Annotated in this window: 25 protein-coding genes; 8 read left to right on the forward strand and 17 right to left on the reverse strand. The window is 72.3% G+C overall.

The features are described from left to right. Nucleotides 1–14: 14 nt before the first annotated feature. Genes NEH16_RS03535 through NEH16_RS03545 form a run of 3 tightly spaced genes read right to left on the reverse strand, consistent with a single transcriptional unit; the run spans nucleotide 15 to nucleotide 3575 of the window. On the reverse strand, nucleotides 15–1229 hold the full coding sequence (locus NEH16_RS03535; protein WP_265539106.1) for an acetyl-CoA C-acetyltransferase: 1215 nt from the start codon (nucleotides 1227–1229) through the stop codon (nucleotides 15–17). A gap of 52 nt (nucleotides 1230–1281) precedes the next feature. Continuing rightward, nucleotides 1282–2424 (reverse strand): acyl-CoA dehydrogenase family protein, encoded by a 1143-nt coding sequence (locus NEH16_RS03540; RefSeq protein WP_265539108.1) that lies wholly within the window; start codon nucleotides 2422–2424, stop codon nucleotides 1282–1284. Then, the gene (locus NEH16_RS03545) at nucleotides 2424–3575 is read right to left on the reverse strand and encodes a CaiB/BaiF CoA transferase family protein (protein ID WP_265539111.1); all 1152 of its coding nucleotides are present in this window, start codon (nucleotides 3573–3575) and stop codon (nucleotides 2424–2426) included. Before NEH16_RS03545 ends, NEH16_RS03540 begins: the two co-directional genes overlap by 1 nt. Before the next feature lie 211 nt (nucleotides 3576–3786). Between NEH16_RS03545 and NEH16_RS03550 the strand changes: the two genes are divergently transcribed. After that, nucleotides 3787–4977, forward strand: a complete 1191-nt coding sequence (locus tag NEH16_RS03550) for a saccharopine dehydrogenase family protein (RefSeq protein ID WP_265539114.1) — start codon at nucleotides 3787–3789, stop codon at nucleotides 4975–4977. 3 nt (nucleotides 4978–4980) lie between these two features. Here the strand turns inward: NEH16_RS03550 and NEH16_RS03555 are convergent, their stop codons facing one another. Further along, complete coding sequence (locus NEH16_RS03555) at nucleotides 4981–5643, reverse strand: endonuclease V (protein ID WP_374215708.1); 663 nt, start codon at nucleotides 5641–5643, stop codon at nucleotides 4981–4983. 68 nt (nucleotides 5644–5711) lie between these two features. On the opposite strand from NEH16_RS03555, the gene NEH16_RS03560 reads away from it, so the two are divergent. The 5 genes from NEH16_RS03560 (at nucleotide 5712) to NEH16_RS03580 (ending at nucleotide 10662) form a co-directional block, all read left to right on the forward strand. After that, nucleotides 5712–6005: a YciI family protein gene (locus NEH16_RS03560; RefSeq protein WP_265539118.1), complete on the forward strand. Its 294-nt coding sequence runs from the start codon at nucleotides 5712–5714 to the stop codon at nucleotides 6003–6005. Nucleotides 6006–6155: 150 nt separating this feature from the next. Then, complete coding sequence (locus tag NEH16_RS03565) at nucleotides 6156–6569, forward strand: SsgA family sporulation/cell division regulator (RefSeq protein WP_073965719.1); 414 nt, start codon at nucleotides 6156–6158, stop codon at nucleotides 6567–6569. A 317-nt stretch (nucleotides 6570–6886) separates the two neighbouring features. Then, complete coding sequence (locus NEH16_RS03570) at nucleotides 6887–8518, forward strand: ABC-F family ATP-binding cassette domain-containing protein (protein ID WP_265539121.1); 1632 nt, start codon at nucleotides 6887–6889, stop codon at nucleotides 8516–8518. A gap of 175 nt (nucleotides 8519–8693) precedes the next feature. Then, nucleotides 8694–9668, forward strand: a complete 975-nt coding sequence (locus tag NEH16_RS03575; protein ID WP_265539123.1) for an acyl-ACP desaturase — start codon at nucleotides 8694–8696, stop codon at nucleotides 9666–9668. 76 nt (nucleotides 9669–9744) lie between these two features. Then, nucleotides 9745–10662, forward strand: coding sequence for a chitosanase (locus NEH16_RS03580; protein WP_265547056.1), 918 nt, complete (start codon nucleotides 9745–9747; stop codon nucleotides 10660–10662). Between the two features lie 30 nt (nucleotides 10663–10692). Here NEH16_RS03580 and NEH16_RS03585 read toward each other — a convergent pair whose 3' ends face one another. Both NEH16_RS03585 and NEH16_RS03590 read right to left on the reverse strand, forming a co-directional pair. Then, on the reverse strand, nucleotides 10693–12276 hold the full coding sequence (locus NEH16_RS03585; protein ID WP_265539125.1) for a GMC family oxidoreductase: 1584 nt from the start codon (nucleotides 12274–12276) through the stop codon (nucleotides 10693–10695). Between the two features lie 97 nt (nucleotides 12277–12373). Continuing rightward, nucleotides 12374–12628 carry a WhiB family transcriptional regulator gene (locus NEH16_RS03590; protein ID WP_073965723.1) on the reverse strand — a complete coding sequence of 85 codons (255 nt, stop codon included), beginning with the start codon at nucleotides 12626–12628 and terminating at the stop codon, nucleotides 12374–12376. 144 nt (nucleotides 12629–12772) lie between these two features. Here NEH16_RS03590 and NEH16_RS03595 point away from each other — a divergent pair, with 144 nt between their 5' ends. Beyond that, nucleotides 12773–14947 carry a DEAD/DEAH box helicase gene (locus NEH16_RS03595; RefSeq protein ID WP_265539130.1) on the forward strand — a complete coding sequence of 725 codons (2175 nt, stop codon included), beginning with the start codon at nucleotides 12773–12775 and terminating at the stop codon, nucleotides 14945–14947. A 5-nt stretch (nucleotides 14948–14952) separates the two neighbouring features. Here the strand turns inward: NEH16_RS03595 and NEH16_RS03600 are convergent, their stop codons facing one another. The 3 genes from NEH16_RS03600 to ligD all read right to left on the reverse strand — a co-directional run bounded on the left by NEH16_RS03600 (nucleotide 14953) and on the right by ligD (nucleotide 18115). Next, nucleotides 14953–15900 carry a multicopper oxidase domain-containing protein gene (locus NEH16_RS03600; protein ID WP_265539132.1) on the reverse strand — a complete coding sequence of 316 codons (948 nt, stop codon included), beginning with the start codon at nucleotides 15898–15900 and terminating at the stop codon, nucleotides 14953–14955. A 146-nt stretch (nucleotides 15901–16046) separates the two neighbouring features. Continuing rightward, on the reverse strand, nucleotides 16047–17108 hold the full coding sequence (locus tag NEH16_RS03605; RefSeq protein WP_073965726.1) for a hypothetical protein: 1062 nt from the start codon (nucleotides 17106–17108) through the stop codon (nucleotides 16047–16049). Continuing rightward, nucleotides 17105–18115 (reverse strand): non-homologous end-joining DNA ligase, encoded by a 1011-nt coding sequence (gene ligD, locus NEH16_RS03610; RefSeq protein ID WP_265547057.1) that lies wholly within the window; start codon nucleotides 18113–18115, stop codon nucleotides 17105–17107. The genes NEH16_RS03605 and ligD overlap by 4 nt, the downstream gene beginning before the upstream one ends. A 97-nt stretch (nucleotides 18116–18212) precedes the next feature. Here ligD and NEH16_RS03615 point away from each other — a divergent pair, with 97 nt between their 5' ends. Then, nucleotides 18213–19277 carry an ATP-dependent DNA ligase gene (locus tag NEH16_RS03615; RefSeq protein ID WP_073965728.1) on the forward strand — a complete coding sequence of 355 codons (1065 nt, stop codon included), beginning with the start codon at nucleotides 18213–18215 and terminating at the stop codon, nucleotides 19275–19277. 14 nt (nucleotides 19278–19291) lie between these two features. Here NEH16_RS03615 and NEH16_RS03620 read toward each other — a convergent pair whose 3' ends face one another. From NEH16_RS03620 to NEH16_RS03655, 8 genes are all read right to left on the reverse strand, one after another. After that, a complete protein-coding gene (locus NEH16_RS03620; protein WP_265539137.1) occupies nucleotides 19292–20497 on the reverse strand; it encodes a lytic transglycosylase domain-containing protein in 1206 nt (401 codons plus the stop codon). A gap of 20 nt (nucleotides 20498–20517) precedes the next feature. Then, nucleotides 20518–21249, reverse strand: coding sequence for a hypothetical protein (locus NEH16_RS03625; protein ID WP_265539139.1), 732 nt, complete (start codon nucleotides 21247–21249; stop codon nucleotides 20518–20520). Between the two features lie 33 nt (nucleotides 21250–21282). Beyond that, nucleotides 21283–21813 (reverse strand): hypothetical protein, encoded by a 531-nt coding sequence (locus NEH16_RS03630; protein WP_265539141.1) that lies wholly within the window; start codon nucleotides 21811–21813, stop codon nucleotides 21283–21285. 84 nt (nucleotides 21814–21897) lie between these two features. Further along, nucleotides 21898–22476, reverse strand: a complete 579-nt coding sequence (locus NEH16_RS03635) for a hypothetical protein (protein ID WP_265539143.1) — start codon at nucleotides 22474–22476, stop codon at nucleotides 21898–21900. After that, nucleotides 22473–22994: a hypothetical protein gene (locus NEH16_RS03640; protein WP_265539145.1), complete on the reverse strand. Its 522-nt coding sequence runs from the start codon at nucleotides 22992–22994 to the stop codon at nucleotides 22473–22475. The genes NEH16_RS03635 and NEH16_RS03640 overlap by 4 nt, the downstream gene beginning before the upstream one ends. Then, on the reverse strand, nucleotides 22991–24250 hold the full coding sequence (locus tag NEH16_RS03645; protein WP_265539147.1) for an MCE family protein: 1260 nt from the start codon (nucleotides 24248–24250) through the stop codon (nucleotides 22991–22993). The genes NEH16_RS03640 and NEH16_RS03645 overlap by 4 nt, the downstream gene beginning before the upstream one ends. Beyond that, a complete protein-coding gene (locus tag NEH16_RS03650) occupies nucleotides 24247–25419 on the reverse strand; it encodes an MCE family protein (protein WP_265539149.1) in 1173 nt (390 codons plus the stop codon). The genes NEH16_RS03645 and NEH16_RS03650 overlap by 4 nt, the downstream gene beginning before the upstream one ends. Next, nucleotides 25416–26528, reverse strand: coding sequence for an MCE family protein (locus tag NEH16_RS03655; protein ID WP_073965736.1), 1113 nt, complete (start codon nucleotides 26526–26528; stop codon nucleotides 25416–25418). Before NEH16_RS03655 ends, NEH16_RS03650 begins: the two co-directional genes overlap by 4 nt.

Raw genomic sequence — 26528 nt, forward strand, 5'->3', positions numbered from 1 at the left:
AGGAAGGGGGACGGTCAGAGACGCTCGACGACGGTGGCGATGCCCATGCCGCCGCCCACGCACAGGGTGGCGAGGCCGTAGCGCTGGTCCCGGCGCTCCAGTTCGTCGATGAGGGTGCCGAGGATCATGGCGCCGGTGGCGCCCAGCGGGTGGCCGAGCGCGATGGCGCCGCCGTTGACGTTGACCTTGTCGAGGGAGACGCCCATGTCCCGGACGAACCGCAGGACGACCCCGGCGAAGGCTTCGTTGATCTCGATGAGGTCGATGTCGTCGATGGTCAGCCCGGCCTTGGCGAGCGCCTTGCGGCTGGCGGGGGCGGGGCCGGTGAGCATGATGGTCGGCTCGGAGCCGGAGACCGCGGCGGAGACGATACGGGCGCGCGGGGTGAGACCGTAGCGCTCGCCGGTCTGCTGGTTGCCGATGGCGACGAGGGAGGCGCCGTCCACGATGCCGGAGGAGTTGCCCGCGTGGTGGACGTGGTCGATCTTCTCGACCCAGTGGTACTTCTGGAGGGCCACCGCGTCGAAGCCGCCCATCTCGCCGATCGTCGCGAAGGAGGGCTTGAGCGCGGCGAGCGAGTCGGCGGTGGTGCCGGGGCGCATGTGCTCGTCGTGGTCGAGGACGACGAGGCCGTTGCGGTCCTTGACGGGGACGACGGACCGGGCGAAGCGGTTGTCCTTCCACGCCTCGGCGGCCCGTTCCTGCGACAGCGCGGCGTACTCGTCCACATCGCGGCGGGAGAAGCCCTCGATGGTGGCGATGAGGTCGGCGCCGATGCCCTGGGGGGCGAAGCCGGTCTCGTAGTTGGTCATCGGGTCCATCGCCCAGGCGCCGCCGTCGGAGCCCATCGGCACCCGGGACATCGACTCGACGCCGCCGGCGAGGACCAGGTCCTCCCAGCCCGAACGCACCTTGGCGGCGGCCAGGTTGACGGCTTCGAGGCCCGAGGCGCAGAAGCGGTTCTCCTGGACGCCGGCGACGGTGTCGGGGAGGCCGGCCGCGATGGCGGCGATCCGGGCGATGTCGGAGCCCTGGTCGCCGAGCGGGCTGACCACGCCGAGGACGATGTCGTCGATCGCGGCCGGGTCCAGGCTCGGGAAGCGGGCGCGGATCTCGTGGATCAGGCCGACGACGAGGTCGATGGGCTTGGTGCCGTGCAGGGCGCCGTTGGCCTTGCCGCGGCCGCGCGGGGTGCGGATCGCGTCGTAGACGAATGCTTCGGTACTCAAGACAGCTGCCTTTCGAGGGTGGTGGCGCGAGCGTGGTCCGGGGAGGCGGGGGTCAGGCGAGCAGCGAGCGGCCGATGATCTCCTTCATGATCTCGGTCGTGCCGCCGTAGATGGTCTGGATGCGGCCGTCGGTGAACGCCCGGGCCACCGGGTACTCGCTCATGTAGCCGTAGCCGCCGTGGAGTTGGAGGCAGCGGTCGGCGACGCGCTTCTGGAGTTCGGTCGCCCACCATTTCGCCATCGAGGCGTGCACGGCGTCGAGGGTGCCGTCCGAGTGGTCCACGATGCAGCGGTCGAGGAAGGCCCGGGTGACGGCGCACTCGGTGGCCATCTCCGCGATCTCGAAGCGGATGTGCTGGAGCTTGGAGAGCGGCCGGCCGAACGCCTCGCGCTCCTTGACGTACGCGGTGGTGATCTCCAGGAGGTGTTCGGCGGCGGCGATCCCGGCGACGGCTATGCCCATGCGTTCCTGGGCGAGGTTGGTCATCAGGTGGATGAAGGCGCCGTCGCGCTCGCCGAGCAGGTTCTCCTTCGGCACACGCACGTCGTTGAAGAACAACTCGGCCGTGTCCTGCGACTTCTGGCCGATCTTGTCGAGGTTGCGGCCCCGCTCGAAGCCCTCCGCGCCGCGCTCGACCACGATCAGCGAGAGGCCCTTCGCGCCGCCCTCCGGGGTGGTCTTCGCGACGACGACCACCAGGTCGGCCAGGATGCCGTTGGAGATGAAGGTCTTGGAGCCGTTGAGCAGCCAGTGGTCGCCCTTGTCCTCGGCGGTGGTGCGGATGCCCTGGAGGTCGGAGCCGGCGCCCGGTTCGGTCATGGCGATGGCGGTGATGGTCTCGCCGCTGCAGAAGCCGGGCAGCCAGCGCCGCTTCTGCTCGTCGGTGGCGAGGCCGGTGAGGTACGGGCCGATGATGTCGTTGTGCAGACCGAGCGCGATCCCGGGGGTGCCGGCCCGGGTGAACTCCTCGGCCAGGACCGCGCTGTAGCGGAAGTCGGGGTTGCCGCCGCCCCCGTACTCCTCGGGCACCGCGAGGCCGAGGAGGCCCTGCCGGCCGGCGGCGCGCCACGCCTCGCGCGAGACGATGCCGTCCTTCTCCCACTGCTCGTAGTGCGGAAGGACCTCCTTGGCGAGGAAGGTGCGCACGGTCTCGCGGAACGCGTCGTGCTCTGCGGTGAAGATCTGCCGCTGCATCAGGGGGTGGTGTCCTTCCGGGTGGTCCGCAGGCCGGGCACGTCCCAGTCGGCGGCGACGGCTTCGGTGTCCGCGCCCGGCAGGACGGGCCCGGTGCGCACGGAGGTGGGCGTGGCCGAGAAGCGGGGGGCGGGCGCGGGCTGGGTGAGTCCGCCGTGCTCCACGAAGGTGGCGCGGGCGGCGAGATGGGGGTGGTGCGGGGCCTCGCGGAGCGAGAGGACCGGGGCCACGCAGGCGTCCGACCCGTCGAAGACCTCGGTCCACTCGGCGCGGGTGCGGGCGCGGAACCGGTCCGCGACGGCGGCGCGCAGTTCGTCCCAGCGGGCCAGGTCGTTCCGGTCCGGGACGGTGTCCGCGATGCCGAGAAGCTTCACGAACTCGTCGTAGAACCGCTGCTCCAGCGGGCCCACGGCCATGTACTGCCCGTCGGCGGTCTCGTACGAGCCGTAGAACGGGCAGCCGCCGTCGAGCAGGTTGGCGCCGCGCCGGTCCTGCCAGCTCCCGGCCGCGAGCATGCCGTGGATCATCGTGGCGAGGTGGGCGGCGCCGTCCACGATCGCCGCGTCAACCACCTGTCCGGTGCCGCCGGGCGTACGGGCGTGCTGGAGGGCGGCGAGGACGCCGACGACGAGGTAGAGCGAGCCGCCCGCGTAGTCGCCGACCAGGTTGGCGGGGACGGTGGGCGGCTCGTCCGGCCGGCCGATCATGGAGAGGGTGCCGGTGAGCGCGATATACGCGATGTCGTGCCCGGCGCGCTCGGCCAGCGGCCCGTCCTGGCCCCACCCGGTCATCCGCCCGTAGACGAGCTTCGGGTTGCGGGCCAGGCAGGCTTCGGGGCCCACGCCGAGGCGTTCCGCGACGCCGGGGCGGTACCCCTCGATGAGGACGTCGGCGCGGGCGGCCAGGTCAAGGACGGTGGCCGGGCCGTCCGGGGCCTTGAGGTCGACCAGCACGGAGCGCTTGTTGCGGTTGGTGAGGTCGAGGGCCGGGTCGATGCCGAGTCCGGCGCCGCCGGGACGGTCGACGCGCACCACGTCGGCGCCCAGATCGGCCAGCAGCATCGCGGCGAACGGGCCGGGGCCGATGCCGGCCAGCTCCACCACCCGCAGCCCGTCGAGCGGGCCGCGCGGGCCGTTCCCTGGTGTCGCCATCGAGCCCCCAGCGGTATGACACAACTGATGTAACATCGATGATGCTAAGAACGCACCGCGCTCCGCACAACCCCTGGGCCGAGCAAGCGCTTAGTTCTTCTCATGGGTACTCATGGATACTCCCCCATCACCCCTCCCGCCCGCACACCGCCACGGCGACCGCGCTAACCTCTGCTCGCTCCGTCCGGCGCCGTCCTCCGTGGAGGCTTTCGTGAACAGGCAGAACGGGCCCGCACGCCCTTATGACGTAGTCCTTTTCGGCGCCACCGGCTTCGTGGGCGCGCTCACCGCCGAGTATCTGGCCCGGCACGCCCCCGAGGGGTGCCGCTGGGCCCTCGCGGGCCGCGACCGCGCCAAGCTGGAGAAGCTGCGCACCCGGCTGACCGCCCTCGATCCGCGCTGCGCGGAGCTGCCGCTCATCGAGGCGGACGCCTCCGACGAGGGTTCGCTGCGCACGCTGGCCGAGTCCGCCCGGGTGGTGGCCACCACCGTCGGCCCCTATGTCTGGTACGGCGAGAAGCTGGTCGCCGCCTGCGCGGAGGCGGGGACCGACTACACGGACCTGACGGGCGAGCCGGAGTTCGTGGACCGGATGTACGTGGCGCACGACACCCGGGCCCGCGAGACCGGCGCCCGCATCGTGCACGCCTGCGGCTTCGACTCCGTGCCGCACGACCTCGGCGCCTACTTCACGGTCCGGCAGCTGCCCGAGGACGTGCCGCTGCGCGTCGACGGCTTCGTCCGCAGCAACGCCGTCTTCTCCGGCGGTACGTTCGCCTCGGCGCTCACCGCGATGGGCCGGGGCGCGCAGACCGCGCGCGCCGCGAAGGAGCGCCGGCTGTACGAGCCCCGGGTGGCCGGCCGCCGCGTCCACGCCCCGCTCGGCCGCCCCCGCTTCAGCCCGGAGACCGGCACCTGGGCGCTTCCGCTGCCGACGCTGGACGCGCGGATCATCGCCCGCTCGGCGAAGGCGCTGCCCCGTTACGGCCCCGACTTCCGCTACCGCCACTACGCCTCGGTCAAGCGCCTCCCCGTGGCCCTCGGCTCCACCGCCGCGCTCGGTGTGCTGCTCGGCGCCGCGCAGGTACCGGCCACCCGGGACTGGCTGATGGGGCGTTACGAGCCCGGCGCGGGCCCGGACGCGGAGCGCAGGCGGCGCAGCTGGTTCACCGTGCGGTTCGTCGGCGAGGGCGGCGGGCGGCGGGTGTTCACGGAGGTCTCGGGCGGCGATCCGGGGTACGACGAGACGGCGAAGATGCTCGCGGAGTCCGCGCTGTGCCTGGCGCTGGACGAGCTGCCGGCCACCTCGGGGCAGGTCACGACGGCCGCCGCGATGGGCGACGCGCTGCTGGACCGGCTGGTGGCTGCGGGGCTGCGGTTCCGGGTGGCGGCGGTGCGCTGAGCCTCAGCCGGTGGCCTCGCGCAGGGCCCTGCGGCAGAGGGCGTCCGCCCTGCGCGTCGTCTCCGGCTGCCGGAACTCCCGGGCGAGCGCGAGGGTGTGCGCGACGGCGTTGTCCAGACCGGTGCGGTGCCCGACCGAGACGTAGACCGGTTTGGTGCCGGTCCGGGTGCGCAGGGCCCGGCCGACCTCCTCCGCCCCGTCCAGCAGCGGCGACTGGTCCCCGCGCTGCGGTCCCGGCGGCTCGTGGGTGAAGGTGAACGGGTTCTTGGCGACGCCGATGACCGGGAGCCCGGTGAGGACGCCGAGGTGGCTGGCGAGGCCGAAGCGGCGGGGGTGGGCCCTGCCGTACCCGTCGCAGACGACGAGCCCGGGGTCGGCGGCCAGGTTCTCCAGGGCGGCCAGGACGGTCGGGATCTCGCGGAAGGCCAGCAGCCCCGGGACGTACGGGAAGCTGACCCGGCCGACCGCGGTCGCCTCCTCCACCACCTCCAGCGTCGCGGCGTCGAGCACGACGGCCGCCGCCGCCACGATGTCCCGGTCGTCGTCGTAGGCGACGTCGACCCCGGTCACCCGGCCGGTCCCCGGCGGCGGGCCCGGCTCGTCGAGGACCACCCGGTCCCGCAGGGCGTCCTGGACGGCATGGGCCTCGGCGGCGTCGGAGGGCATGTGAAGCGCTGTCATGGTGCGCCCACCCTAGGGCCTGTCCGGCGGATCATGGCCGGTAGCCTGAGCAGATGTTCGTACTTGAGCTGTCCTACACCGCCCCGCTGGAGCGCGTCGACGCCGCGCTGGACGCGCACGTCGCCTGGCTCGACCGGCAGTACGCGGCCGGGGTGTTCATCGCCTCCGGGCGCAAGAACCCCCGGGACGGCGGGGTGATCCTCGCGGTCGGGGAGGACCGGGCGGCGATCGAACGGCTGGCGGCGAGCGACCCGTTCGTGGTCGAGGGCGTCTGCGCGTACCGGATCACCGAGTTCATCGCCACCAAGACCTCGGACGCGCTCGCCCCGTACCGCCAGCGGCTCTGACGGGTGCTCCGCCCGTAACGGGGCAGGTGAACAGGCAGCGGTGTGCGCGGTGATGCAGCTCACGCCGTCTCCCGGTGCACGGATCGGCGGCTTCCGTCGTCTCTACGGGTGTCGGGAACCGTTCGTCCGGTCGCGAGAGGGAGCAGGTTCGTGTCCACGGTCATCGAACAGTCCGTACAGGCCCGCATGGTGGCGTCCGCGCCGCAGATGGAGACGCTGCCCGCCGTCCTGAGCTACGACCGGGCGGACCCCTTCGCCGTACGCATGGCGTTCCCGGCGCCGGCGACGCTGGAAGGGACCGAGGTGTCCTGGCAGTTCTCCCGGGACCTGCTCGCCGCCGGGATGGAGGTCCCGTCCGGGCTCGGGGATGTACGGGTCAGGCCGTTCGGCTACGACCGCACGGTGCTGGAGTTCCACGCCGCCGAGGGGATCGCGATGGTGCATGTGCGCACCGCGGATCTGCGGCGGTTCCTGCGGCGGGCCCAGGAGCTGGTGCCCTGCGGCCACGAGTACCGGTTCCTCGACCTGGACCGGAATCTGACCGAGTTGTTCGGCTCCTGCTGATTCCGCGACCCGCTCGCACGCGGGGGCCGTTAATTCGATTGCTCCCTCCCCCGGCCCCGCGTAACGTTCCCGGTGTCCTTGTCGTCGCCGAATGGAGCAGGCCGTTGAAGGTCTGAGGTCCCGAGACACCGTGTCGCGTGCCATGACCGGCCTTTGCCGTGTCCGCGCGCCCGAGTGCGACCTCAGCTCTCCGAGCCGTCCTCCGCGACCAGGGCCTTCCCTCCGCACACCCGGAACTCCTCCCGGAACGCGTCGAATGCCAGTGGCCGGTGTCTCGTCCCGTTGCCCTGTCCTTCCTCGCAACCGGGAGATTCCTCATGTCTACCCCCACCGCCCACATCACCTGTTCCGCGCTTTCCCTGGTCTGGCCCGACGGCGGCCGGGCCCTGGACGGCCTCGATCTCTCCGTGGGCCCCGGCCGCACGGGGCTCATCGGCCTCAACGGGGCCGGAAAATCGACCCTGCTCCGGCTGCTGGCCGGGGAACTCGCGCCCACCGAGGGCCGGATCAGCGTCTCCGGTGACGTGGGATATCTGCCGCAGAACCTGGTCCTGAACACGGAGTTGCGCGTCGACGCGGCGCTCGGGATCGAGACGGCCCGCGCGGCGCTGCACGCCATCGAGGCCGGTGACGTCGGCGAGGAGCACTTCGCCGCCGTCGGCGACGACTGGGACGTCGAGGAGCGGGCCCGCGCCACCCTCGACGGACTCGGCCTCGGCCACATCGGGCTCGACCGCACCATCGGCGAGATGTCGGGCGGCGAGTGCGTGCTGCTGCGGCTCGCCGCGCTGCTGCTGGCCCGGCCCGACGTGCTGCTGCTCGACGAGCCGACGAACAACCTCGACGTCTACGCCAGGCAGCGACTGTACGCGGCGGTCGACGCCTGGCAGGGGGTGCTCGTCCTCGTCAGCCACGACCGGGAACTCCTGGAGCGGGTCGACCGGATCGCCGACCTGCGGGACTCCACCGTCACCTGGTACGGCGGCAACCTCTCCGCGTACGAGGAGGCGCTGGCCGTCGAGCAGGAGGCGGCCGAGCGCATGGTCCGCGTCGCCGAGGCCGACATGAAGCGGCAGAAGCGCGAACTGGCCCAGGCGCAGGTGAAACTGGCCCGGCGCAAGCGGTACGGGCAGAAGATGTACGAGCAGAAGCGCGAGCCCAAGATCGCCATGGGGGCGCGCAAACGGGCCGCCCAGGAGTCCGCGGGCAAGCACCGGATCATGCACGCGGAGCGGCTGGCCGAGGCGAAGGAGCGCCTGGACGACGCCGTCGAGCTGGTCCGCGACGACGCCGAGATCCGGGTCGAGCTGCCGCACACCCGGGTCCATCCGGGCCGGGGCGTCCTGGTCCTGCGCGATCTGGAACTCGCTTTCGGGGCACGGGTGCGGGGCCAGTACGAGGTGCGCGGTCCGGAGCGCATCGCGCTGGTGGGGCGCAACGGGGCGGGCAAGACCACGCTGCTCCGCACGCTCGCCGGCGAGCTGGCACCGGTGTCCGGGGAAGCGGTGACCGAGGTCCCGCTGCGCTTCCTGCCCCAGCGGCTCGACGTCCTGGACGACGGGCTGAGCGTGGTGGAGAACGTGGCGAAATTCGCCCCGGACGCCACCAACAACCACATCAGGGCGAGGCTCGCGCACTTCCTCTTCCGGGGTGCGCGGGCGGACCGGGCGGCGGGGACGCTGTCGGGCGGGGAGCGGTTCCGGGCGGCGCTGGCCGCGCTGCTGCTGGCAGAGCCCGCGCCCCAGCTGCTGATGCTGGACGAGCCGACGAACAACCTCGACCTGGCGAGCGTACGGCGGCTGACCGAGGCGCTCGACGCGTACGAGGGGGCGCTCGTGGTGGCCAGCCACGACGTGCCGTTCCTTGAATCGCTGGGGATCACCCGCTGGCTGCTGCTCGACGGCGAGCTGCGGGACACCACGGCCGAGGAGGTGCGTGCCGGGCTCTGACAGGGGGACAAGGGGGGTGTGCGCCGGGCCGGCGCACACCCCCTCTTCGGGCTTTCGTCACACAGAGTGAGTGACGCTCGCCCGTTCGGGCTTGGCCAGAGCCTTACCGCCGCTTTAACCTACGGTCTCGTAACCTACGAAGCCGTAGGTAGTCCTCCCGTCCCCAGGAGCCCTCGTGACCCTTACTTCTCCCCATCTCGGCAGTTCACAGGCGTGGACCGATGCCCACCTCCTGTTCGCGCTGGAAGAGGTGGTCGAGAAGGAGCTCAACCGGCATCTCAAGGTCGCCAAGGACTGGATGCCGCACGAGTACGTCCCCTTCTCCGACGGGCGCAACTTCCCCGGCGTCTTCGAGGACGGCGAGGCGTGGCAGGCCGAACAGTCCAAGGTCACCGACATCGGCAAGATCGCGCTCGTGGTCAACCTCCTCACCGAGGACAACCTCCCCAGCTACCACCACGAGATCGCCACGCTCTTCGGCCGCGACGGCGCCTGGGGCACCTGGGTGCACCGCTGGACGGCCGAGGAGGGGCGGCACGGCATCGTGATGCGGGACTACCTGCTCACCTCGCGCGCCGTCGACCCGGACAAGCTGGAGCAGTTCCGGATGGCGCACATGGCCGAGGGCTTCGAGTCCGACAACCGGCACTCGATGCTGCACTCCGTGGCCTATGTGGCCTTCCAGGAGCTGGCGACCCGCGTCTCCCACCGCAACACCGGGCACCAGTCGGGCGACCCGGTCTGCGACCGCATGCTGGCCCGCATCGCGACCGACGAGAACCTGCACATGGTCTTCTACCGCAACCTGCTGGGCGCGGCCTTCCAGCTGGCCCCGGACCTGACGATGCAGTCCGTGCGGGACGTCGTCGTCAACTTCCGGATGCCCGGCCACGGCATGCCCGGCTTCGAGCGGGCCGCCGCGCAGATGGCGATCGGCGAGATCTACAACATGCGCATCCACCACGACGACGTCATCCAGCCGGTGCTGCGCTATCTGAAGGTGCTCGACATCGACGGCCTGGGCCCGGAGGGCCTGAAGGCGCAGGAGGAGCTGGGCCTGTACATGCACGGCCTGGACACCGAGGCCGCGAAGTTCGACGAGAAGCTGGCGGCCCGGAAGGCCCGGATGGCCGCCCGCGCCCAGGGCTGACCGCGCGGAAGGGAACCCGTGGTGCGTGGCGTACGGGAGGGCGATGCGGGGACCGTACGCTGTGCCGGTGAAACCTGTGACCCGCTTCGTTCTGATCGGTGCGCCGCTGGCGATAGCCGTCGCCCTCGTCTTCAACACCGGCGGCGACGACGCCGGGCTGCCCACGGACTCCCCGAAGGCCGCCGAGGCGTCGGCCACCGGGCCGGTGAACCCGGATCCGTTCGCGGCGGCGGACGAGGAGGAGCGCGCCGAGATGAACAAGCGGGTCGGCCGGGCCCCGGCCGGGCTCGCCGCGCCGAGGATGCGCGAGATCGCGTGGGAGCTGCTGGCCAGCGCGGAGGGCTCGACGCTGGACTGGCGCACCCAGTACGCGACGATCGAGGACAGCGGCGACGGCACCGGTTACGCGGCCGGGCTCGTCGGTTTCTGCTCCGGTACGCACGACATGCTGACGTTCGTCGAGGCGTTCACTAAGGACCACCCGGACAACCCGCTCGCCCCGTATCTCCCCGCGCTCCGCAAGGTGGACGGGACCGGGTCGCACGAGGGCCTGGACCCCGGGTTCACGGGCGCGTGGAAGAAGGCGGCCGAGGACCCGGCGTTCCGCGAGGCGCAGGAGGAGGTCCGGGACAAGCAGTACTTCGAGCCGGCGGTGCGCCTCGCGAAGCTGGACGGGCTCGGCGCGCTGGGCCAGTTCATCTACTTCGACACCATGGTGCTCCAGGGGCCCGGGCACGAGGCGGACTCCTTCTACGGCATCCGGCAGGCGGCGCTGGCCGAGGCGGACACGGTCGCGGAGGGCGGCGACGAGTCGGCGTACCTGGACATCTTCCTGGACACCGCGCGGGCCGTGATGAAGTCCAAGAAGAACCAGAAGCACGACACCTCGCGCATCGACACCGCGCAGCGCGTCTTCCTGGAGGACGGGAACCTCGGCCTGGAGCCGCCGCTGACCTGGAAGATGTACGGGGAGACGTTCCGTATCCCGTCCTGATCCCGGTCTCGCGGCGGCCCTGGCCAACTCCTAGGCGCGGGCGTCCTGCCGGATCAGCTCGGCGGCCTTCTCGGCGATGGCGACCGTGGGCGCGTGGGTGTGCCCCCGGGTGATGCGCGGCATGACCGAGGCGTCGACCACGCGCAGGCCCCGGACGCCGCGCACCCGGAGCCGGGGGTCGGTGACCGATCCGGGGTCCTCGCCCATCCGGCAGGTGCCGACGGGGTGGTAGAGGGTTTCCGCCCCGGTCCGGATCGCCTCGGCCAGGCGGTCGTCGTCCACCTCGCCCGGGTAGTGGCCCATGGGCGTCGAGGTGTGCGGGGCGAGAGCCGTGTGGGCGAAGAGCCGTTCGGCGTGGCGGACGCCGTCCATCATGCGCCGCAGATCGGTCTCGGCCGCGAGATAGCCCGGGTCGATGCGGAGGGCGGAGCGGGGGTCCGGGTGGTCCGTGTCCAGGGTGATGCGGCCGGTGCTCTCGGGCTGGAGGAGGACCACGCCGATCGTGACGCCGTGTTCCGTGGGCGGGGTGAGCCCGTGGTCGATGAACGGCGCCGGGGCGAAGATCAGTTCGAGGTCCGGGGCGGCCGGTGCGGCGGCGCTGCGGACGAAGGCGACGGCCTCCGCCAGGTTGGAGCTGAGCGGTCCGCGTCCGGTGAGCAGGTAGCGGGCGATGTTCACCGGGGTGTCGGCGCCCGTCATGGTGACCGGGCGCGGGCAGTGCAGGGTGACCGCGAAGGACAGGTGGTCCTGGAGGTTGCGGCCGACGTCCGGTGAGGCGGCGCGCACCTCGACGCCGGCGCGGCGCAGTTCCCCGGGGTCGCCGATGCCCGAGCGCAGCAGCAGGTGCGGAGAGCCGATGGCACCGGCGCTGAGGATCACCTCGCGGCGGGCGGTGAGGGTGCCGGAGCTCTCGGTCTGCACACCGGTGGCCCGGTCGCCGTCGAAGGCGAGGGCGCGGACGCGGGTGTGCGGGAGGATGTCCAGATTGGCGCGGCGGGCGGCCGGTCCGAGGTAGCCGTCGGCCGCGCTCCAGCGCCGCCCGCGCCACTGGTTGACGGGGGTGAGGGCGACCCCGCTGTGGTCGGGCGCGTTCAGCTCGGGCAGGAATGTCAGGCCGTCGTCGCGGCAGGCGGTGACGAAGTCGGCGGTCAGCGGGGACGGGCTGCGGGGCGGCGCGATGTGCAGCGGGCCCTCGGTGCCGTACACCGTGGTGTCGCCGACCGGTCCCGACCAGCGCTCGGCGCGCCGGAAGTAGGGCACGATCGCGTCGTGGCCCCAGTCCGGCCCGGCGGACGCCGCCCACGCGTCGTAGTCGTCGCGGTGGCCGCGTACCCACATCATGGCGTTGATCGAGGAGGAGCCGCCCAGGCTGTGGCCGCGCGGCCAGAACAGCTCACGGCCGCCGAGCGCGGGCTGCTTCACCGTGCTGAAGTCCCAGTCGAACGGGGTCTTGAACAACTGCGGGAAGGCGGCCGGGATCCGGATCTCCCGCTTGCGGTCGGGTCCGCCGGACTCGACGAGGGCGACCCGCACGGTGGGGTCCTCGGACAGCCGCGCGGCCAGCACGCAGCCGGCCGAACCCGCCCCGACGACGACGTAGTCGTACGCGCTCAACTCGGCTTCTCCTCCAGGTCGACGCGGGTTCCGTCACGGCCACGAGGTCCGCGTACGGAAACGATGGAGGCCGAAGTCTCGCACGTACAAGGCCGTTTCAGGCCCGGTCGCGCCCCACTCTGCGCAGCCGCTCCCGCTCCTTCTCGGACAGGCCGCCCCAGACGCCGAAGCGCTCGTCGTTGTCGAGGGCGTATTCCAGACATGCCTGCCGCCCCTCGCAGGCGTTGCAGAGCTGCTTGGCCTCACGGGTGGAGCTGCCGGGGGCCGGGAAGAAGAACTCGGGCCCCGCCTGGGCGCACAGTGCTGTCTCCTGCCAGGAGAAGGCGGGATCGGTCGCGGTGTTGATCAGCATGACGGCCACAGTGCCGTGCCGCGATAAACGACTGATCAACGCCGCGTCAATGGCGCGTCCGCCCGGCCGGGGCGCCGGTACCGCGTGGGACGATATGAGCCATCCTGCGCGGAGAGCGGCAGGGCCGGAGACAGAGGTACGTACATGACCGAGGGCGGGGCACCGGCCGGGCGGGCCGCCCGGGAACTGCTCGTCCGCGCCGACGGTCTGCTGGACGCGGCACGCGGGGTCCTCGCGGATCACAGCCGGGCCGTCACCGCGGTCCGAACGTGCCTGGACCCCCTGCTCGACGACCTGGTGCGCGCCGATCTCGACGTCATCTCCGTCTCCCGGCTGAAGGACGTCACCGAGGGCAGGCTGCGCATCGGCGCGATCGAGCAGGCGGGTTTCAGGACGGTCGGCCAGGTGTACGGCGCCAGCCGCTACGAGCTCCGCCAGATCCCGGGGGTCGGCGCGCAGACGGCCGACCAGGCCCTGGCGGCGGCGGGCGGCATCGCGCACGCGGTGCGGGACACCGTCGCGGTGCGCATGGACGTGGACGACCGGAACGAGGCGGTGACCGCGCTGCTCGGCGCACTGTACGGGCTGGTGGCGGCGGGCCCGGACGCGCGGCGGGCGGTGGACGGGGCGCGGGCGCTGGTGGGGCGCCTCGATCCGCTGCTGACGGCGGCCGGTCCGGCGCGGGGGCGGCTGCGGTTGGTGTTCGCCTCCCGGCGGTCGCGGGCCGGGGTGCGGGAGGCTCTGGCAGGGGTCCGGGCGGCCGTCGCCGGGGCGGTGGAGCGCGGGCTGCCGCCGCTGTTCGCCCAGGTGTCGGCCGATCTGCTGCGGGAGCCGGGGTCCCCGGCGGCCGCCTGGGTCGACTTCGAGCTGCGGTCCGCCGAGTACTACAGCCTGCTGGCGGAGTTGTCGGGCTCGGGGCCGGACCGGGACGCGGCGGAGGGGTTCCTGCCGTCGGGGATGGCCGACCGGGTGCGCGGGCTGCGGCTGGACGACGCCCGGCTGCGGGTCTCGCTGCGCGGCTACCAGTCGTTCGGTGCCCGGTTCGCGCTCGTCCAGAAGCGGGTGATCCTGGGCGACGAGATGGGGCTCGGCAAGACCGTGCAGGCGATCGCGGCCCTGGCGCACCTCGCGGCGCGCGGCGAGACGCACTTCCTGGTGGTGTGCCCGGCGAGCGTCCTCATCAACTGGACGCGGGAGGTCCGGGCCAGGTCCACGCTGCGCGCGCTGCCGGTGCACGGTCCCGAGCGGCGGGAGGCGTTCGCGGAGTGGCTGGATTCCGGCGGGGTGGCGCTGACCACCTTCGACGCGCTGCACGCCCTGCCGGGCGCCGCGGACAGCGGGGTCCGGCCCGGGATGCTCGTGGTGGACGAGGCGCACTACGTGAAGAACCCGGAGACCCGCCGTTCGCGCGCGGTCTCCGGCTGGTCGGCGCGGACGGACCGGGTGCTGTTCCTGACCGGCACCCCGATGGAGAACCGGGTGGAGGAGTTCCGCAGCCTCGTCCGCCAGCTCCGGCCCGAGCTGGCCCCCTCGGTCGGCGCCGGCCACGGCGCGGCGGGCTCGCGGGCGTTCCGGCGCGCCGTGGCCCCCGCCTATCTGCGGCGCAACCAGGAGGACGTGCTCGCCGAACTGCCCGCCGTGGTCCAGGTGGACGAGTGGGAGGAGTTCAGCGAGGGCGATCTGCTGGCGTACCGGGAGGCGGTGGCCGAGGGGCACTTCATGCGGATGCGCCGGGCGGCGTACGCCCGGCCGGAGACCTCCGCCAAGCTGGACCGGCTGCGCGAGCTGGTCGCGGACGCGGCGGGCAACGGCCTGAAGGTCGTGGTGTTCTCGTACTTCCGCGAGGTCCTGGAGACGGTGCGCGGGGCGCTCGGTGACGGGGTGTCCGGCCTGCTGTCGGGGAGCGTGGCGGCGGCCCGGCGCCAGGAGCTGGTCGACGCGTTCGCGGCGGCGGACGGTCACGCGGTGCTGCTGAGCCAGATCCAGGCGGGCGGCGTCGGGCTGAACATGCAGGCCGCGTCCGTCGTCATCCTGTGCGAACCGCAGATCAAGCCGACGACGGAGCATCAGGCCGTGGCCCGGGTCCACCGGATGGGCCAGATACGGACGGTCCGGGTGCACCGGCTGCTCGCCGCGGACAGCATCGACCAGCGCATGCTGGACATCGTGGCCCGCAAGGAGCGGCTGTTCGACGCGTACGCCCGGCGCAGCGACGTCGCCGAGACGACGCCGGACGCGGTGGACGTGTCGGAGGGCGAGCTGGCCCGCCGGATCGTGGAGGAGGAGCAGCGGCGCCTCGGCGCGGCGGCCCGCCCCTGAGCCGTCTACTCGTCGTGTCCCGGAACGGTGCCGTCCCGGTCGGCGACGAGGAGCATGCCGCCCATGCCCCGGTCGGCGTGGCTCTGCACATGGCAGTGGTACATCCACGCGCCGGCGCCGACGTGTTCGCCCGCGATCACCTGGAAGCCGAAGGAGTCCGCCGGTCCGACGATCTTCGTGTCGACCACCCGGCTCGGGTCGTCGGGGCCGGTGAGCATCCCCGTACGGTTGTCCGCCCAGCGGTGACCGTGCATATGGAACGTGTGGTAGAAGTCGCCGTGCGTGATCATGACGACTTCGAGCCGGTCGCCGAGCGTGGTCGTGAAGTCCGGGCTCTCGCCGGCCGGGGTGTTGTTGATGGACATCCCGTTGAACACGATCGTGATCGTCTTGTCGGGCAGGATGTCGCCCCGGCGCCGGACGACCAGCGGCCCGTAGAGCCCGTCGCGGATGCCGCCGGTGCCGTGGTCGGAGCCGACGGCGTGATCGTGGTAGTGCCAGTAGCCCGCGCTGCCGGGCTGCCAGGTGCCGTCGCTGCGCAGGCCGGGGGTGTGGGTGCGCCAGGTGTACGTACGGGTCGCGCCGGGCTCGACGGTGCTGTGGTTCATCCGGGTGCCGTCGCTGGCGATGTCGTAGTCGACGCCGTGCGCGTGCAGCCCGGCCGGTACGTCCAGGGTGTTGACGAACTCGATGTGCAGGGTGTCGCCCTCGTTGAGCTCGATGTGCGGGCCGGGCACGGTGGCCTTGCCCTTCTGGAGCCCGTAGCCCATGCGGCCGTCCGGCAGCTTCTCCACGTACATGCGGATGTGCCGGACCACTCCCCCGGCGGGCGCCCGGCGGACCGGGTGCGGCAGGGCGGCGGCGGGTGCCGGGAGTGACAGGGACGCCACCCCCGCCGCCGCCACGGCCCCGCCGCCCATCAGCATCCGTCGGCTGAAACTTCTGCGGTCCATGTCGAACTCCCCACTGCTGACGGGTCCTGCCGAGGATGTGGCGACGGGCCGTGACGGACCCGGGAAAATCGCTTACCCACAGTAAGGAAAAGTCCGCCTCGGGGCTGCCAAGGGTGGTGGGCGAGTCGCGAAATACGCCTACCGGATCAGGTGACCGTCGCCGCGTGCTGCGGCATGTGCTCGCGTCCGCCGGGGTGGCGGTGGCGCCACACCCAGAAGACCGTGCACGAGACCAGCGCCCAGGCCGCGAGGACCAGGTACGGGAAGACCCGCTGGTGGCCCTGGTAGTAGACGGCGGTGTGCTGGGCGTTGACGGAGGCGCCCGGGGGCAGCCAGCGCCCGATGTGCCCGAGGAGCGAGGGCAGCAGCGGCCAGGACACGGCCCCGCCCGAAGACGGATTGCCGAGCAGCACCATCACGCCCCAGGTCGGCAGCATCGCCCACCGGCCGATCAGGGTGTTGAACATGGTGAAGACCATGCCCGAGGTGAACATCGTGAACGCCAGGATCAGCCAGGACTCGACGAAGGGCAGGTCCACCGCGCCCAGCAGCCAGTCGACCACGGCGGCGATGGCGAAGGCCCCCAGGAGCGAGTAGAGGACCGTGAAGCCGATCCGCTCCAACGGAATCAAGGACCGGGCGTGCACGCTGAGCTGGATGGCGCCCACGAAGCCGATGATCACCGCGGCGAGCGAGATGTAGAAGAGCGCGAGGCCGCGCGGGTCGCCCTTCTGAAGGGGTTTGACGTCCCGCACGGTCACCGGGATGTTCAGCGCGTCGCCCACCTTCGCCGCGGACTCGGCGAGCAGCTGGGCGACGGCCGCCCCGGAGGCCGCGGCCACGTCCAGGGAGACACCCCGGGCGCCCGACCGCACGATGGCGAAGACCTCCTGCTCCTCCAGCGCCTCGCGCGCGGCGGCCGCCGTCGGGTAGACGCGGATGACCAGGGAGGCGTCCAGGGCCTTGTCCATCCCGGCGACGAACTCCCGGCCGCGCGAGGTGTCCGGCTCGCTGACCACGGCGGTGGGGACGCTGTGCGGAGTCGGGTTGGCCATGGCGTACGTGTAGGAGCCGGCGAAGAGCCCCGCGGCGGCGGAGAGGATGAACAGCAGGACGATCGCCGGGAAGTACGGCGACTCCTTGAAGCCCTGCCACTTCTGGCCCCGGGTCAGCGGCCGGCCGTGCGCCCCGTGCTCCGGCTCGCTCACGCCTGGTCGTCCTCGTCGCGGCGGGCGCGGCTCGGCTGCACGCGCTTGGGCTCGCCGGGCATCTTCGGGTACTCGGGCGGGTAGGGCAGGTCGCCGGGGCCGCCGTCGCTCGCATGGCGGTCGGCGAGTTCGAGCAGCGAGTCCAGGCGGAACGCCTCCTGGTCCATGTCGGCGTGCACGTCGCCGTGTTCCGCGTACCGCACGGGCATGGTGCGGAGGTCGAAGTCGCGGGGTTCGGCGTCGTCCAGCTCCTCCCAGCGCAGCGGGGCGGAGACCGGGGCGTGCGGGAAGGGCCGTACGGAGTAGGCGGAGGCGATGGTGCGGTCGCGGGCGGTCTGGTTGTAGTCGACGAAGATCCGCTCGCCGCGCTCCTCCTTCCACCAGGCCGTGGTCACCCGGTCCGGCATCCGGCTCTCCAGCTCGCGCCCGACCGCGATGGCGGCGCGCCGCACCTCGGTGAACGTCCAGCGCGGCTCGATGGGCACGAAGACGTGGATGCCGCGCCCGCCGGACGTCTTGGGCCAGCCCCGCAGCCCGTGCTCCTCCAGGACACCGCGCAGCTCCTGGGCGGCGCGGACCGCGTCGGCGTAGCCGGTGCCGGGCTGCGGGTCGAGGTCGATGCGCAGTTCGTCCGGGTGGTCGGTGTCCCCGCCCCGGACCGGCCAGGGGTGGAACGTCAGGGTGCCGAGGTTGGCGGCCCAGAGCACCGCGGCGACCTCGGTGGGGCACATCTCCCGGGCGGACCGGCCGCTCGGGAAGGCGATCGTGGAGGTGGGAATCCAGTCGGGGAGGTTCTTGGGGGCGCGCTTCTGGTAGAAGAACTCGCCCTCGACGCCGTCCACGAACCGCTGGAGGGTGGTGGGCCGGTTGCGCAGGGCGCGCAGGATGCCCGGGCCGACGGCGAGGAAGTACTCGGCGACGTCCCTCTTCGTGTAGCCCTTCGCCGGGAAGTAGACCTTGTCCGGATTCGACAGCCGGACCGCCCGTCCGGCCGCGTCCAGCTCCACCGCTGTGCCCGCTGCTGCCATGTCGGCCACGGTAGGCCGGGCACACATATGCCGCATATCGGGAGACTCCGGTCGCCGTACGGTCCACAATCGGGCCATGGACCTGCCGGTGATGCCTCCTGTGAAACCGATGCTCGCCAAGTCCGTGAAGCGTATTCCGCCGGGCATGCAGTACGAGGCGAAGTGGGACGGCTTCCGGGCGATCGTGCACCGGGACGGTGACGAGGTGGTGATCGGCAGCCGGACCGGCAAGCCGCTCACCCGGTACTTCCCCGAGCTGGTCGACGCCGTCCGGGACAACGTGCCCGAACGGTGCGTGGTGGACGGCGAGATCGTCGTCGCGCACGACGGGCGCCTGGACTTCGACCGGCTCAGCGAGCGCATCCACCCCGCCGAGTCCCGGGTGCGGCTGCTGGCCGAGCAGACCCCGGCGGCGCTGGTCGCCTTCGACCTGCTCGCCCTGGGCGACGACTCGCTCCTGGACACCCCGCAGGCGGACCGCCGCACGGTCCTGGAGGCGGCGCTCGCCGGGGCGTCCGCCCCGGTGTACCTGGCCCCGTCCACGACCGACCCGGCGCGCGCCGAGGAGTGGTTCGAGGAGTACGAGGGGGCGGGGCTCGACGGGGTCGTCGCGAAGCCGCTGGACGCGCCGTACCGGCCGGACGTCCGGGCCATGTACAAGATCAAGCACGAGCGCACCGCCGACTGCGTGGTGGCCGGCTACCGCTTCCACAAGAGCGGCCCGGTCGTCGGCTCGCTGCTGCTCGGCCTGTACGACGACAGCGGCGCGCTCCAGCACGTCGGGGTGTGCGCCGCCTTCCCGATGAAGCGGCGCGCGGAACTCGTCACCGAGCTGGAGCCCCTGCTGACCGATGCCGACGACCACCCGTGGCGCGCCTGGGCCGAGGCCGAGGCGCACCTGGGCGCCCGGCTGCCCGGCGCCCCGAGCCGCTGGTCCGGCAAGAAGGACATGTCCTGGGTGCCGCTGCGGCCGGAGCGGGTCTGCGAGGTGGCGTACGACCACATGGAGGGCGACCGCTTCCGGCACACGGCCCAGTGGCGCCGCTGGCGGCCCGACCGTACGCCGGAGAGCTGCACGTACGCACAGCTGGAGGAGGTCGTCCGCTACGACCTCGCCCAAGTGCTGGCGGGCGGCGGCTGATCCGCCGGACGCCCCTAGTCCGCCGTGGGCGGCAGGGTGGGCGTGGTGCAGGGTTCGGCGGTCTCCGTGGGGTCGGGCGAGGGCGAGCCCGTGGGCTCGGTGGTGTCGGTCGGCTCCGGCGTCGGGGTGGTCGTGCAGCCCGGGTCCGGCTTCGTCGTGGTCGGGTCCGGGTCGGGCGTGGTGCTCGGGTCCGGAGTGGCGGAGCCGGTGTCCGTGGGGTCGGGCGAGGGAGCGGTGGTGTCCGTCGGGTCCGGGTCGGGCGTGGTGCTGGGGTCGGGGTCGTGGGTGCCGGGGGTGGTCGGGTGGGTGCTGGGACTGGGCTGCGGGCCGACCTCGATGCCGCCGCCGTCGTCCTCGGAGCCGGACCCACCCACGGGGCGCTCGGGCTTGGCGTGGCTGCCCGCGCCGGGGCTCCGGGGGATGGGGCCCGTGCCGTCGGTGACCGGGTGGATGCCCTTGCGGTAGAACTCCAGCCAGGACAGGACCGTACGGAGATACGTCTCGGAGTGGTTGTAGCTGAGGATCGCCCGGTTCAGGTCGGAGGGGATCGACAGATCGCGCGTCCCGGCGCACAGGTAGGCCCCGGCGGCGAGCGCCGCGTCGTACACGTTGTTCGGGTCCCGGCGCCCGTCGCCGTTGCCGTCGCGGCCCCAGTGCGCCCAGGTCGAGGGGATGAACTGCATCGGGCCGACCGCCCGGTCGTACGTCGCGTCCCCGTCGTAGGCGCCGCCGTCGGTGTCCGCGATGTTCGCGAACCCGGCGCCGTCGAGGACCGGACCGAGGATCGGCGAGACGGTCGTGCCGTTCCTGTCGACCCGGCCGCCGGCCGCGTGCCCGGACTCGACCTTGCCGATCGCCGCCAGTAACTGCCAGGGCAGCCGGCAGCCGGGATCGTTGCGCCCCATCGTGGCCTCGGCCTTGCGATAGGCGGCGAGCACGGTCGCCGGGATGCCGGCCTCGGCCCAGGACCGCTCGGCCGCCGGGCTCTGTATCTCGCCCTTCTTCGGCGGCTTCGGGCTCTTCAGCGGCGGGAGTTCGGTGTGGTACGAGTCGTCGCTGGGGACCTCGGACCAGACGACGTCGTCCGTCGTGTGTCGGGGCTTCGGGGTCTCCTCGTGCGCGACGAGCTGGGGTGCCTGGGACGCCGTGAGCGCGGCCATCGCGGCGACGGCGGCTGCGGTGCCGCCGAGTCCTCGGCGCATGGTGCCGTTGAACCTCATGCGTACCTTCCTCCGTGGGGTCACCGGGTGAATGTGTCGATCGCGGAGATCCGCCAGCTGCCGCCCTTGCGGACGGCGTCCACGCTGAACATGGCGGCGGCGTAGGTGGTCTCCTCGGACTTGCCGGTACGGGTGTTGCGCTGGTCGGCGTAGATCAGCAGCCGGGCCCGGTCGCCGTCGAGCAGTTCCACGCCGCTGTCGGTGACGGTCGTGGTGAGGACCAGCTTCTGCTTCGGCGCCTGCGCCCTGACCTCGGCGAGCATGTCCGCGTGCTGCTGGACCGCCTTGCCGGTCAGGTACTTCGTCACCGCCGCCTCGGCCTTGGTGGGCGAGGCGTAGTCGTACGAGAAGACCGCGCCGACGGCCTCGGTGATCTGGCCCTTCACCTCGCTGGTGCGGCTGATGTCGGTCAGGGCGGTGTTCTGCCGGCCGGGGTCGTCGCGCAGGCTCGCCGCCGAGGTGAACGCCCAGGCGGCGACGGCGCCGAGGAGGAGGGTGAGGACGCAGAGGACGGCGGGCAGGCTGAGGCGCGGACGGCGCTTCCCGGTCTCCGGTGCGCTCCCCTCGTCCTCTTCCGGGGCTTCTTCCGGATCGCCGCTCTCCGCGGCGGTGTCCTGCGCGGCGTCGGGCTTCTCCGGGTCCGGGCCGCGCCCGGGACGGGGGCGGGGCGGGGCGGTCGTCGCGGCGCGCTCGGCGGCGGCGACGGTGGCCAGGCGGCGCTGACGGTTGACCAGGTGACGGGTGGTCGACATGTCCGGGTTCCTCTCGGTGCGGGGGCGGGGGTGTCAGCCGGCGGTGTTGCCGACGGGCGCCTGACCGAGGGCGCTGAGCTTCCACCCGTCGGAGGTGCGGGTGAGCTGGCCGAGCATCCGGCTCTCCTTCACCGCGGGCTTGCCCTTCGGCGCGGTCACGGTCACCCGGAGCGCCACCATGACCCCGGCCTTCCCGGCCCGGTCGTCCAGCTCGGTGACCGCGCCGGCCAGCACCTTCGCGGTGCTGACGGTCTTCGCCTCCTGGATCTGCTTCTCGAACCCGCCCCGCCCTTCGACCAGTTGCCGGTGCAGGTCACCGGTGGTGGAGTCCTCCCAGCCGTCGAGCCCCTGCTCCAGCCGCGCGTGGTCGAGCGTGTTCATGTTCTGCACGGCCTGCTCCCCCGCCGCCAGCACCTCGTCGCGGGTCTCGGCGTACGCGGCCGAGCTGTCGTGCCCCGCCTGGTACCGGGACACCCCGCCCCAGCCCGCGGCGCCGGCCGCCGCGACCGTCAGCACGATCGCCGCCGCCACCAGCGGATTCCTCGTCATCGCTACCCGTGCCATCGCTGCCTCTCCCTGCCGGCGGTCCCGCCGTGCTGTGCTGTCCGTGCTCGGTGGTGCGGTGGTGCGTCTCGCTGACCACGCGGACTACCGGGAGGTGATCTCCACGATCGTCCAGTGCCCTTCGCGCAGTCGGGCCGTGACGGAGAGCTGCGCGGCCGCCTTGCTCGCCGCCTTGCCCTTGCGCTCGTAGACCTGGTCGAGGAAGACCAGCAGGTGGGCGCTGTCGGGCGTCAGCCGGGTGACCCCGGCGCGCACGACGTGGGTGGTGAGGGTGAGCTTCTGGTCGGCCGACTGCTTCTCGACCTGCCCGAACAGCGCCGCGTACTGCTGGAGCGCCTTGCCCGCGAGGAGCTTCTGCGCGGACGCCTTGGTGGCGGCGGTGCCGTCGGGGCTGTACGAGAAGACCTTGCCGAGCGCGTCGGTGACCTCACCGGCCACCTGGGCGGTCGCCGCGCTGTCGGTCAGCGCCAGGTTGGACGTGGCGGGCGTGTCCCGCAGCTGCCGCCCCGCCACGTACATCACGGCCCCGGCGGCGAGCAGCGCGACGACGAGGACTCCGGCGAGGACGCGCGGCCAGCGGCGGGCCGGGCGGGTACCGGTGGTTTCGGTGTCCTCGGGCGGCTCGACGGCTGCCTCCGGCTTCTCCTCGACGTCCGTGCTCATGCGCCGCTCCCTATGCCGAGCGCCGTGAGCGCCTTGATCTTCCAGCCGTCCCCGGTCCGGGCGAGCGTGGCCTCGAAGCGTTTGCGCTCGGTGCCCGCCTTGCCGCCGCGCGGGGTGACCTCGACGTCCACGGTCGCGATCATCAGCGCGGTGCCGGTCCGCTCGTCCAGCTCCGTGAGCGCGGCGTCGGTGACCTTGCCGCGCGCGGTGGCGCCGGACGCCTTGAGATCGGCGGCGTCCTTCTTACGGGTCCGCTTCAGCTGGTCGTACAGCGGGCCCGTGGCGGACTCCAGCCAGCCGGCCAGGCCCGCGTCCACGCTCGTCGCGTCCTTGCCGTCCAGGGTGTTGAGCCGGGCCAGCGCCTGCCGGCCGTCCGCGAGGGCGGCGTCCCTGCTCTTGGCGTAGGCCAGGTCGTCGTCGCCGCGCGCCTGGGCGTACGACCAGCCGCCCAGGGCGCAGACCAGGGCCGCGATCAGCAGGACCGCCCAGCCGCCGAGGCTTCGCGTACGGGGGTTCACTCGCCGTCCTCCTGTCCCAGGCCGAGCAGCCCGGCCATGCCGTGCACCGGTGCCGCGTCCGCCCCGGCGCCGAGTGCTCCGGGCAGCCGGTCGTCCTTGGCGTCCCCGACGTGCAGCGCACCGGCCTTCGCCGGTTCGGGGAGGGGGCCGCCCTTGGGGGCGTTGGCGCTGCCCCGGACGTCGATGCCGGTGCCGGGCGAGGCGGCGCAGCGGGCCTTGGTGTTGAGCGCGGGAGCCGGTGAGAGGTCGAGGCCGTTGCGGTAGGTCGTGCCCTCGTAGCCGGCGGTGCAGGGCAGCGGTTCGAAGAAGGTGACCGACATGCCGAACCGGGCGCCGTCCTCGTCCACCGCGCTGGCCCCGGCCGCCGCGACGGCGGGGAGCTTCACGAGCAGTTCCTCCAGGCCGCGCTGGCGGGTGACGGCGACGTCGGAGGTGGTGAGGAGGTTGGCGACGACGACCCCGAAGCTGGGTTCGACGTCCCGGAGGAGTCCGCTGATCTGGTTCGTCGCGTCGGGGGCGGCGGCGATCAGCTTGCGCAGATCGGTGTCGGACCCCTTCAGCTGGGCGGCCAGTTCCTTGGCGCCGGAGGCGAACCCCTTGAGCGCTTCGCCCTGTTCGACCTGGGTGCGCAGGACCGTCTTGCCGTCCTCCATCAGCCGGGTGTTGACGGGCAGCGCGTCGTCGGCAGCGTCCACGAAGTCGCTGCCGGTGTCCAGGAGGACCTGGAGGTCGTCGCCGCGCCCGCTGAACGCGGTGCCGAACTCGTCCACGACGGTGCGCAGGGACTCCAGGTCGACCGAGGAGGTGAGGTCGTTGACGCTGGTGAGGACGTTGGTCACGGGCGCCGGGACGGTGGTCTCGGCCTGGTCGATCACCGAGCCGTTCGCGAGGTAGGGGCCCTCGGTGCGGGTCGGCCGCAGGTCGACGTACTGCTCGCCGACGGCAGAGAGGTTGGCCACGACCGCCTTGAGGTCGTCGGGGATGTCCGGCGCGGACTTGTTGATCCGCAGCTCGGCCTCGACGCCGTCGTCGGTGAGTTCGATGGGCCCCACGCGGCCGACCGAGACCCCTCGGTAGGTGATGTTGGAGTGGGTGAAGAGGCCGCCGGTGCGCGGGAGTTGCATCTTGACCGTGTAGTAGTCGCGCATGCCGACGTAATGGCCGAGGTCGGCGTAGCGCACACCGAGGTAGCCGAGCACCAGCACGGAGATGACGAGGAAGGCGATGTTCTTGAGCCGGATGGCGAGGGTGATCATCGGTTGCTCCCCTTCGAGTCCGTGGGCCGGCTCGTCGTCGGCGCCGAGGTGGCGGGAAGCGGCAGCGGGAGTCCGGCGCCGGCGACCGACGGGGTCTGCGCGGGCGGGGTCTCCGGGTCCGGGTTGTAGGCGGGGATGATCTGGGTGCCGGGTTCGGCCGTGAGGTCCAGGTACACGTTGAGGTAGTCGCCCTTCACGCCGCGCAGCACCTCGTCCGTGAACGGGTAGGTGAGCAGCACCTGGAGGGAGTCGGGCAGGTCGTTGCCGGAGTCGGCGAGGGCCTTCAAGGTGGGGGCGAGGGCCTTGAGGTCGGCGATGGTGTCCGCCTTGCTCCGGTTGATGGTGGTGACGGCGACGTCGGAGAGGGTGTCCAGGGAGCGGAGCATCGTCATGAGCGATCCGCGCTGCTTCTCCAGGACCTTCATGCCGGGGCTGAGCTTGGTGAGGACGGTGCCGACCTGCTCCTTGCGTCCGGCGAGGGTGCTGGAGAGCCGGTTGACGCCGTCGAGCGCGGCGGTGATGTCGCCCCGGTGGTCGTCCAGGTTGGTGACGAGCTTGTCGACCCGGTGGAGCATGGATTTGACCTGGGGTTGCTGCCCGCTCAGGGCCTTGTTGAGTTCGGTGGTGATGGTCTTGAGCTGCTGGACGCCGCCGCCGTTGAGGAGCATGGACAGGGCGCCGAAGACCTCTTCGACCTCGGGGTTGCGGTTGGTGCGGCTGAGCGGGATGCGGTCGCCGTCGGCGAGGGTGCCCTTCTCCTTGCCCTTGGCGGGCGGGGCGAGCTGGACGTACTTCTCGCCGAGCAGGCTGGACTGCTCCAGCCGGGCGTAGGCGTTGGCGGGCAGGTCGATCTTCCCGTTCACCTTCATGGTGACCCGGGCCTGCCAGCCGTCGGGCGCCAGCGAGATCTTGGTGACCCGGCCGACGGCGACGTCGTTGACCTTGACCGAGGACTGCGGGGAGAGGCTGAGCACGTCCCCGAAGTCCGCGGTGATCTCGTACGGGTGGTCGCCGAGGTCGGCGCCGCCGGGGAGCGGCAGGTCCTCAATGCCGGAGAAGTGCGGGGCTCCGCATCCGGTGACGAAGAGGGTGCAGCACAGGCCGAGCGCGACGAGTATCGGTCCGCCTGTGGTGCCGAGGTCCGCGGGTCTGCGCGGTCGCCGGTTCATCGGTTCGCCCCCTTCGTGTCCTTGGCGTCCTTCGGGGTGCCGTAGACCGTGCCCACGGCCGGGAGCGGCAGGGCGGGCAGCACCTTCTGCCGTTCGGCGTCCACCGGGGAGAGTCCCTGGAGGGTGAGGGAGGAATCGAGGAGCGGGCCGCCCATGCTCAGCTCGTTGAGGTTGGTCCGGCCGTTGAGGGTGCGGTGCTCGGGGTCGTAGGCGTTGAGGACGTTGCCCGCCGAGAGCGGCAGGACGTCCATCGACTCGGCCAGCGAGGCGCGTTGGTCGACGAGGGCCTGGGTGATCGGCACGAGGGCGTCCACGTTCTTCTTGAGTTCGCCCCGGTTGTCCTTGATGAAGGTCTTGACCTGGCCGAGCGCGGTACCGAGTTCCTTGAGGGCCGCGCCGAGGTTCTTCTTGTCGTCGGCGAGGAAGCCGGTGACGGAGTTCAGCTGCTGCTCGGCGGCGCGGACGTTGCCGTCGTTGTCCTTGAGCATGGTGGTGAAGGTCTGGAGGTAGGACAGCGTGTCGAAGAGGTTGCCGCTCGACTTGTCCAGGGTCTTGGTGGCCTTGCCGAACTGCTCGATGGAGTCGCCGATGTCCTTGCCGTTGCCCTTGAGGTTCTTGGCCCCGGTGTCCAGGAGCCCGGCGAAGGCGCCTTCGGCGTTGGCCCCGTCGGGGCCGAGAGCGGTGGAGAGTTCGGTGATGGAGGCGTAGAGCTGGTCGACCTCCACCGGGACCGCGTTGTTGTCCGCGGGGAGCTGGGCCCCGTCCTGCATGGCCGCTCCCCCGGTGTAGGCGGGGGCGAGCTGGACGTACCGGTCGGCGACCAGGCTGGGGGCGACGACGACGGCGTGCGCGTCCTTGGGGACCTGGATGCCCTTGTCGATGTGCAGGACGACCTTGACGTCCTTGCCGCGCGGTTCGACGGACTCCACGCGGCCCACGCGTACGCCGAGTATGCGCAGGTCGGACCCGGCGTAGACGCCGGTGACCTGGTCGAAGTAGGCGGTGACGGTGGTGCCGCCCTGCTCCTCCAGGGCCGAGACCCCGGAGGTGGCGGCGACGGCCACGACGACGAGGCCGGCGCCGATGCCGATGACGCGGGTGAGTCTCAT

The organism is Streptomyces drozdowiczii, from assembly GCF_026167665.1.
In the GTDB taxonomy this organism is placed as follows: domain Bacteria; phylum Actinomycetota; class Actinomycetes; order Streptomycetales; family Streptomycetaceae; genus Streptomyces; species Streptomyces drozdowiczii_A.

Bases quoted from the DNA above. Each gene is read 5' to 3' on its own strand.
- NEH16_RS03545 (WP_265539111.1), bottom strand. From the start codon at position 3,575: ATGGCGACACCAGGGAACGGCCCGCGCGGCCCGCTCGACGGGCTGCGG.
- NEH16_RS03595 (WP_265539130.1), top strand. From the start codon at position 12,773: ATGACCGAGGGCGGGGCACCGGCCGGGCGGGCCGCCCGGGAACTGCTC.
- NEH16_RS03655 (WP_073965736.1), bottom strand. From the start codon at position 26,528: ATGAGACTCACCCGCGTCATCGGCATCGGCGCCGGCCTCGTCGTCGTG.
- NEH16_RS03625 (WP_265539139.1), bottom strand. From the start codon at position 21,249: ATGTCGACCACCCGTCACCTGGTCAACCGTCAGCGCCGCCTGGCCACC.
- NEH16_RS03600 (WP_265539132.1), bottom strand. From the start codon at position 15,900: ATGGACCGCAGAAGTTTCAGCCGACGGATGCTGATGGGCGGCGGGGCC.
- NEH16_RS03540 (WP_265539108.1), bottom strand. From the start codon at position 2,424: ATGCAGCGGCAGATCTTCACCGCAGAGCACGACGCGTTCCGCGAGACC.
- NEH16_RS03630 (WP_265539141.1), bottom strand. From the start codon at position 21,813: ATGGCACGGGTAGCGATGACGAGGAATCCGCTGGTGGCGGCGGCGATC.
- NEH16_RS03645 (WP_265539147.1), bottom strand. From the start codon at position 24,250: ATGATCACCCTCGCCATCCGGCTCAAGAACATCGCCTTCCTCGTCATC.
- NEH16_RS03560 (WP_265539118.1), top strand. From the start codon at position 5,712: ATGTTCGTACTTGAGCTGTCCTACACCGCCCCGCTGGAGCGCGTCGAC.
- NEH16_RS03590 (WP_073965723.1), bottom strand. From the start codon at position 12,628: ATGCTGATCAACACCGCGACCGATCCCGCCTTCTCCTGGCAGGAGACA.
- NEH16_RS03620 (WP_265539137.1), bottom strand. From the start codon at position 20,497: ATGAGGTTCAACGGCACCATGCGCCGAGGACTCGGCGGCACCGCAGCC.
- NEH16_RS03555 (WP_374215708.1), bottom strand. From the start codon at position 5,643: ATGCCCTCCGACGCCGCCGAGGCCCATGCCGTCCAGGACGCCCTGCGG.
- NEH16_RS03650 (WP_265539149.1), bottom strand. From the start codon at position 25,419: ATGAACCGGCGACCGCGCAGACCCGCGGACCTCGGCACCACAGGCGGA.
- NEH16_RS03615 (WP_073965728.1), top strand. From the start codon at position 18,213: ATGGACCTGCCGGTGATGCCTCCTGTGAAACCGATGCTCGCCAAGTCC.
- NEH16_RS03570 (WP_265539121.1), top strand. From the start codon at position 6,887: ATGTCTACCCCCACCGCCCACATCACCTGTTCCGCGCTTTCCCTGGTC.
- NEH16_RS03635 (WP_265539143.1), bottom strand. From the start codon at position 22,476: ATGAGCACGGACGTCGAGGAGAAGCCGGAGGCAGCCGTCGAGCCGCCC.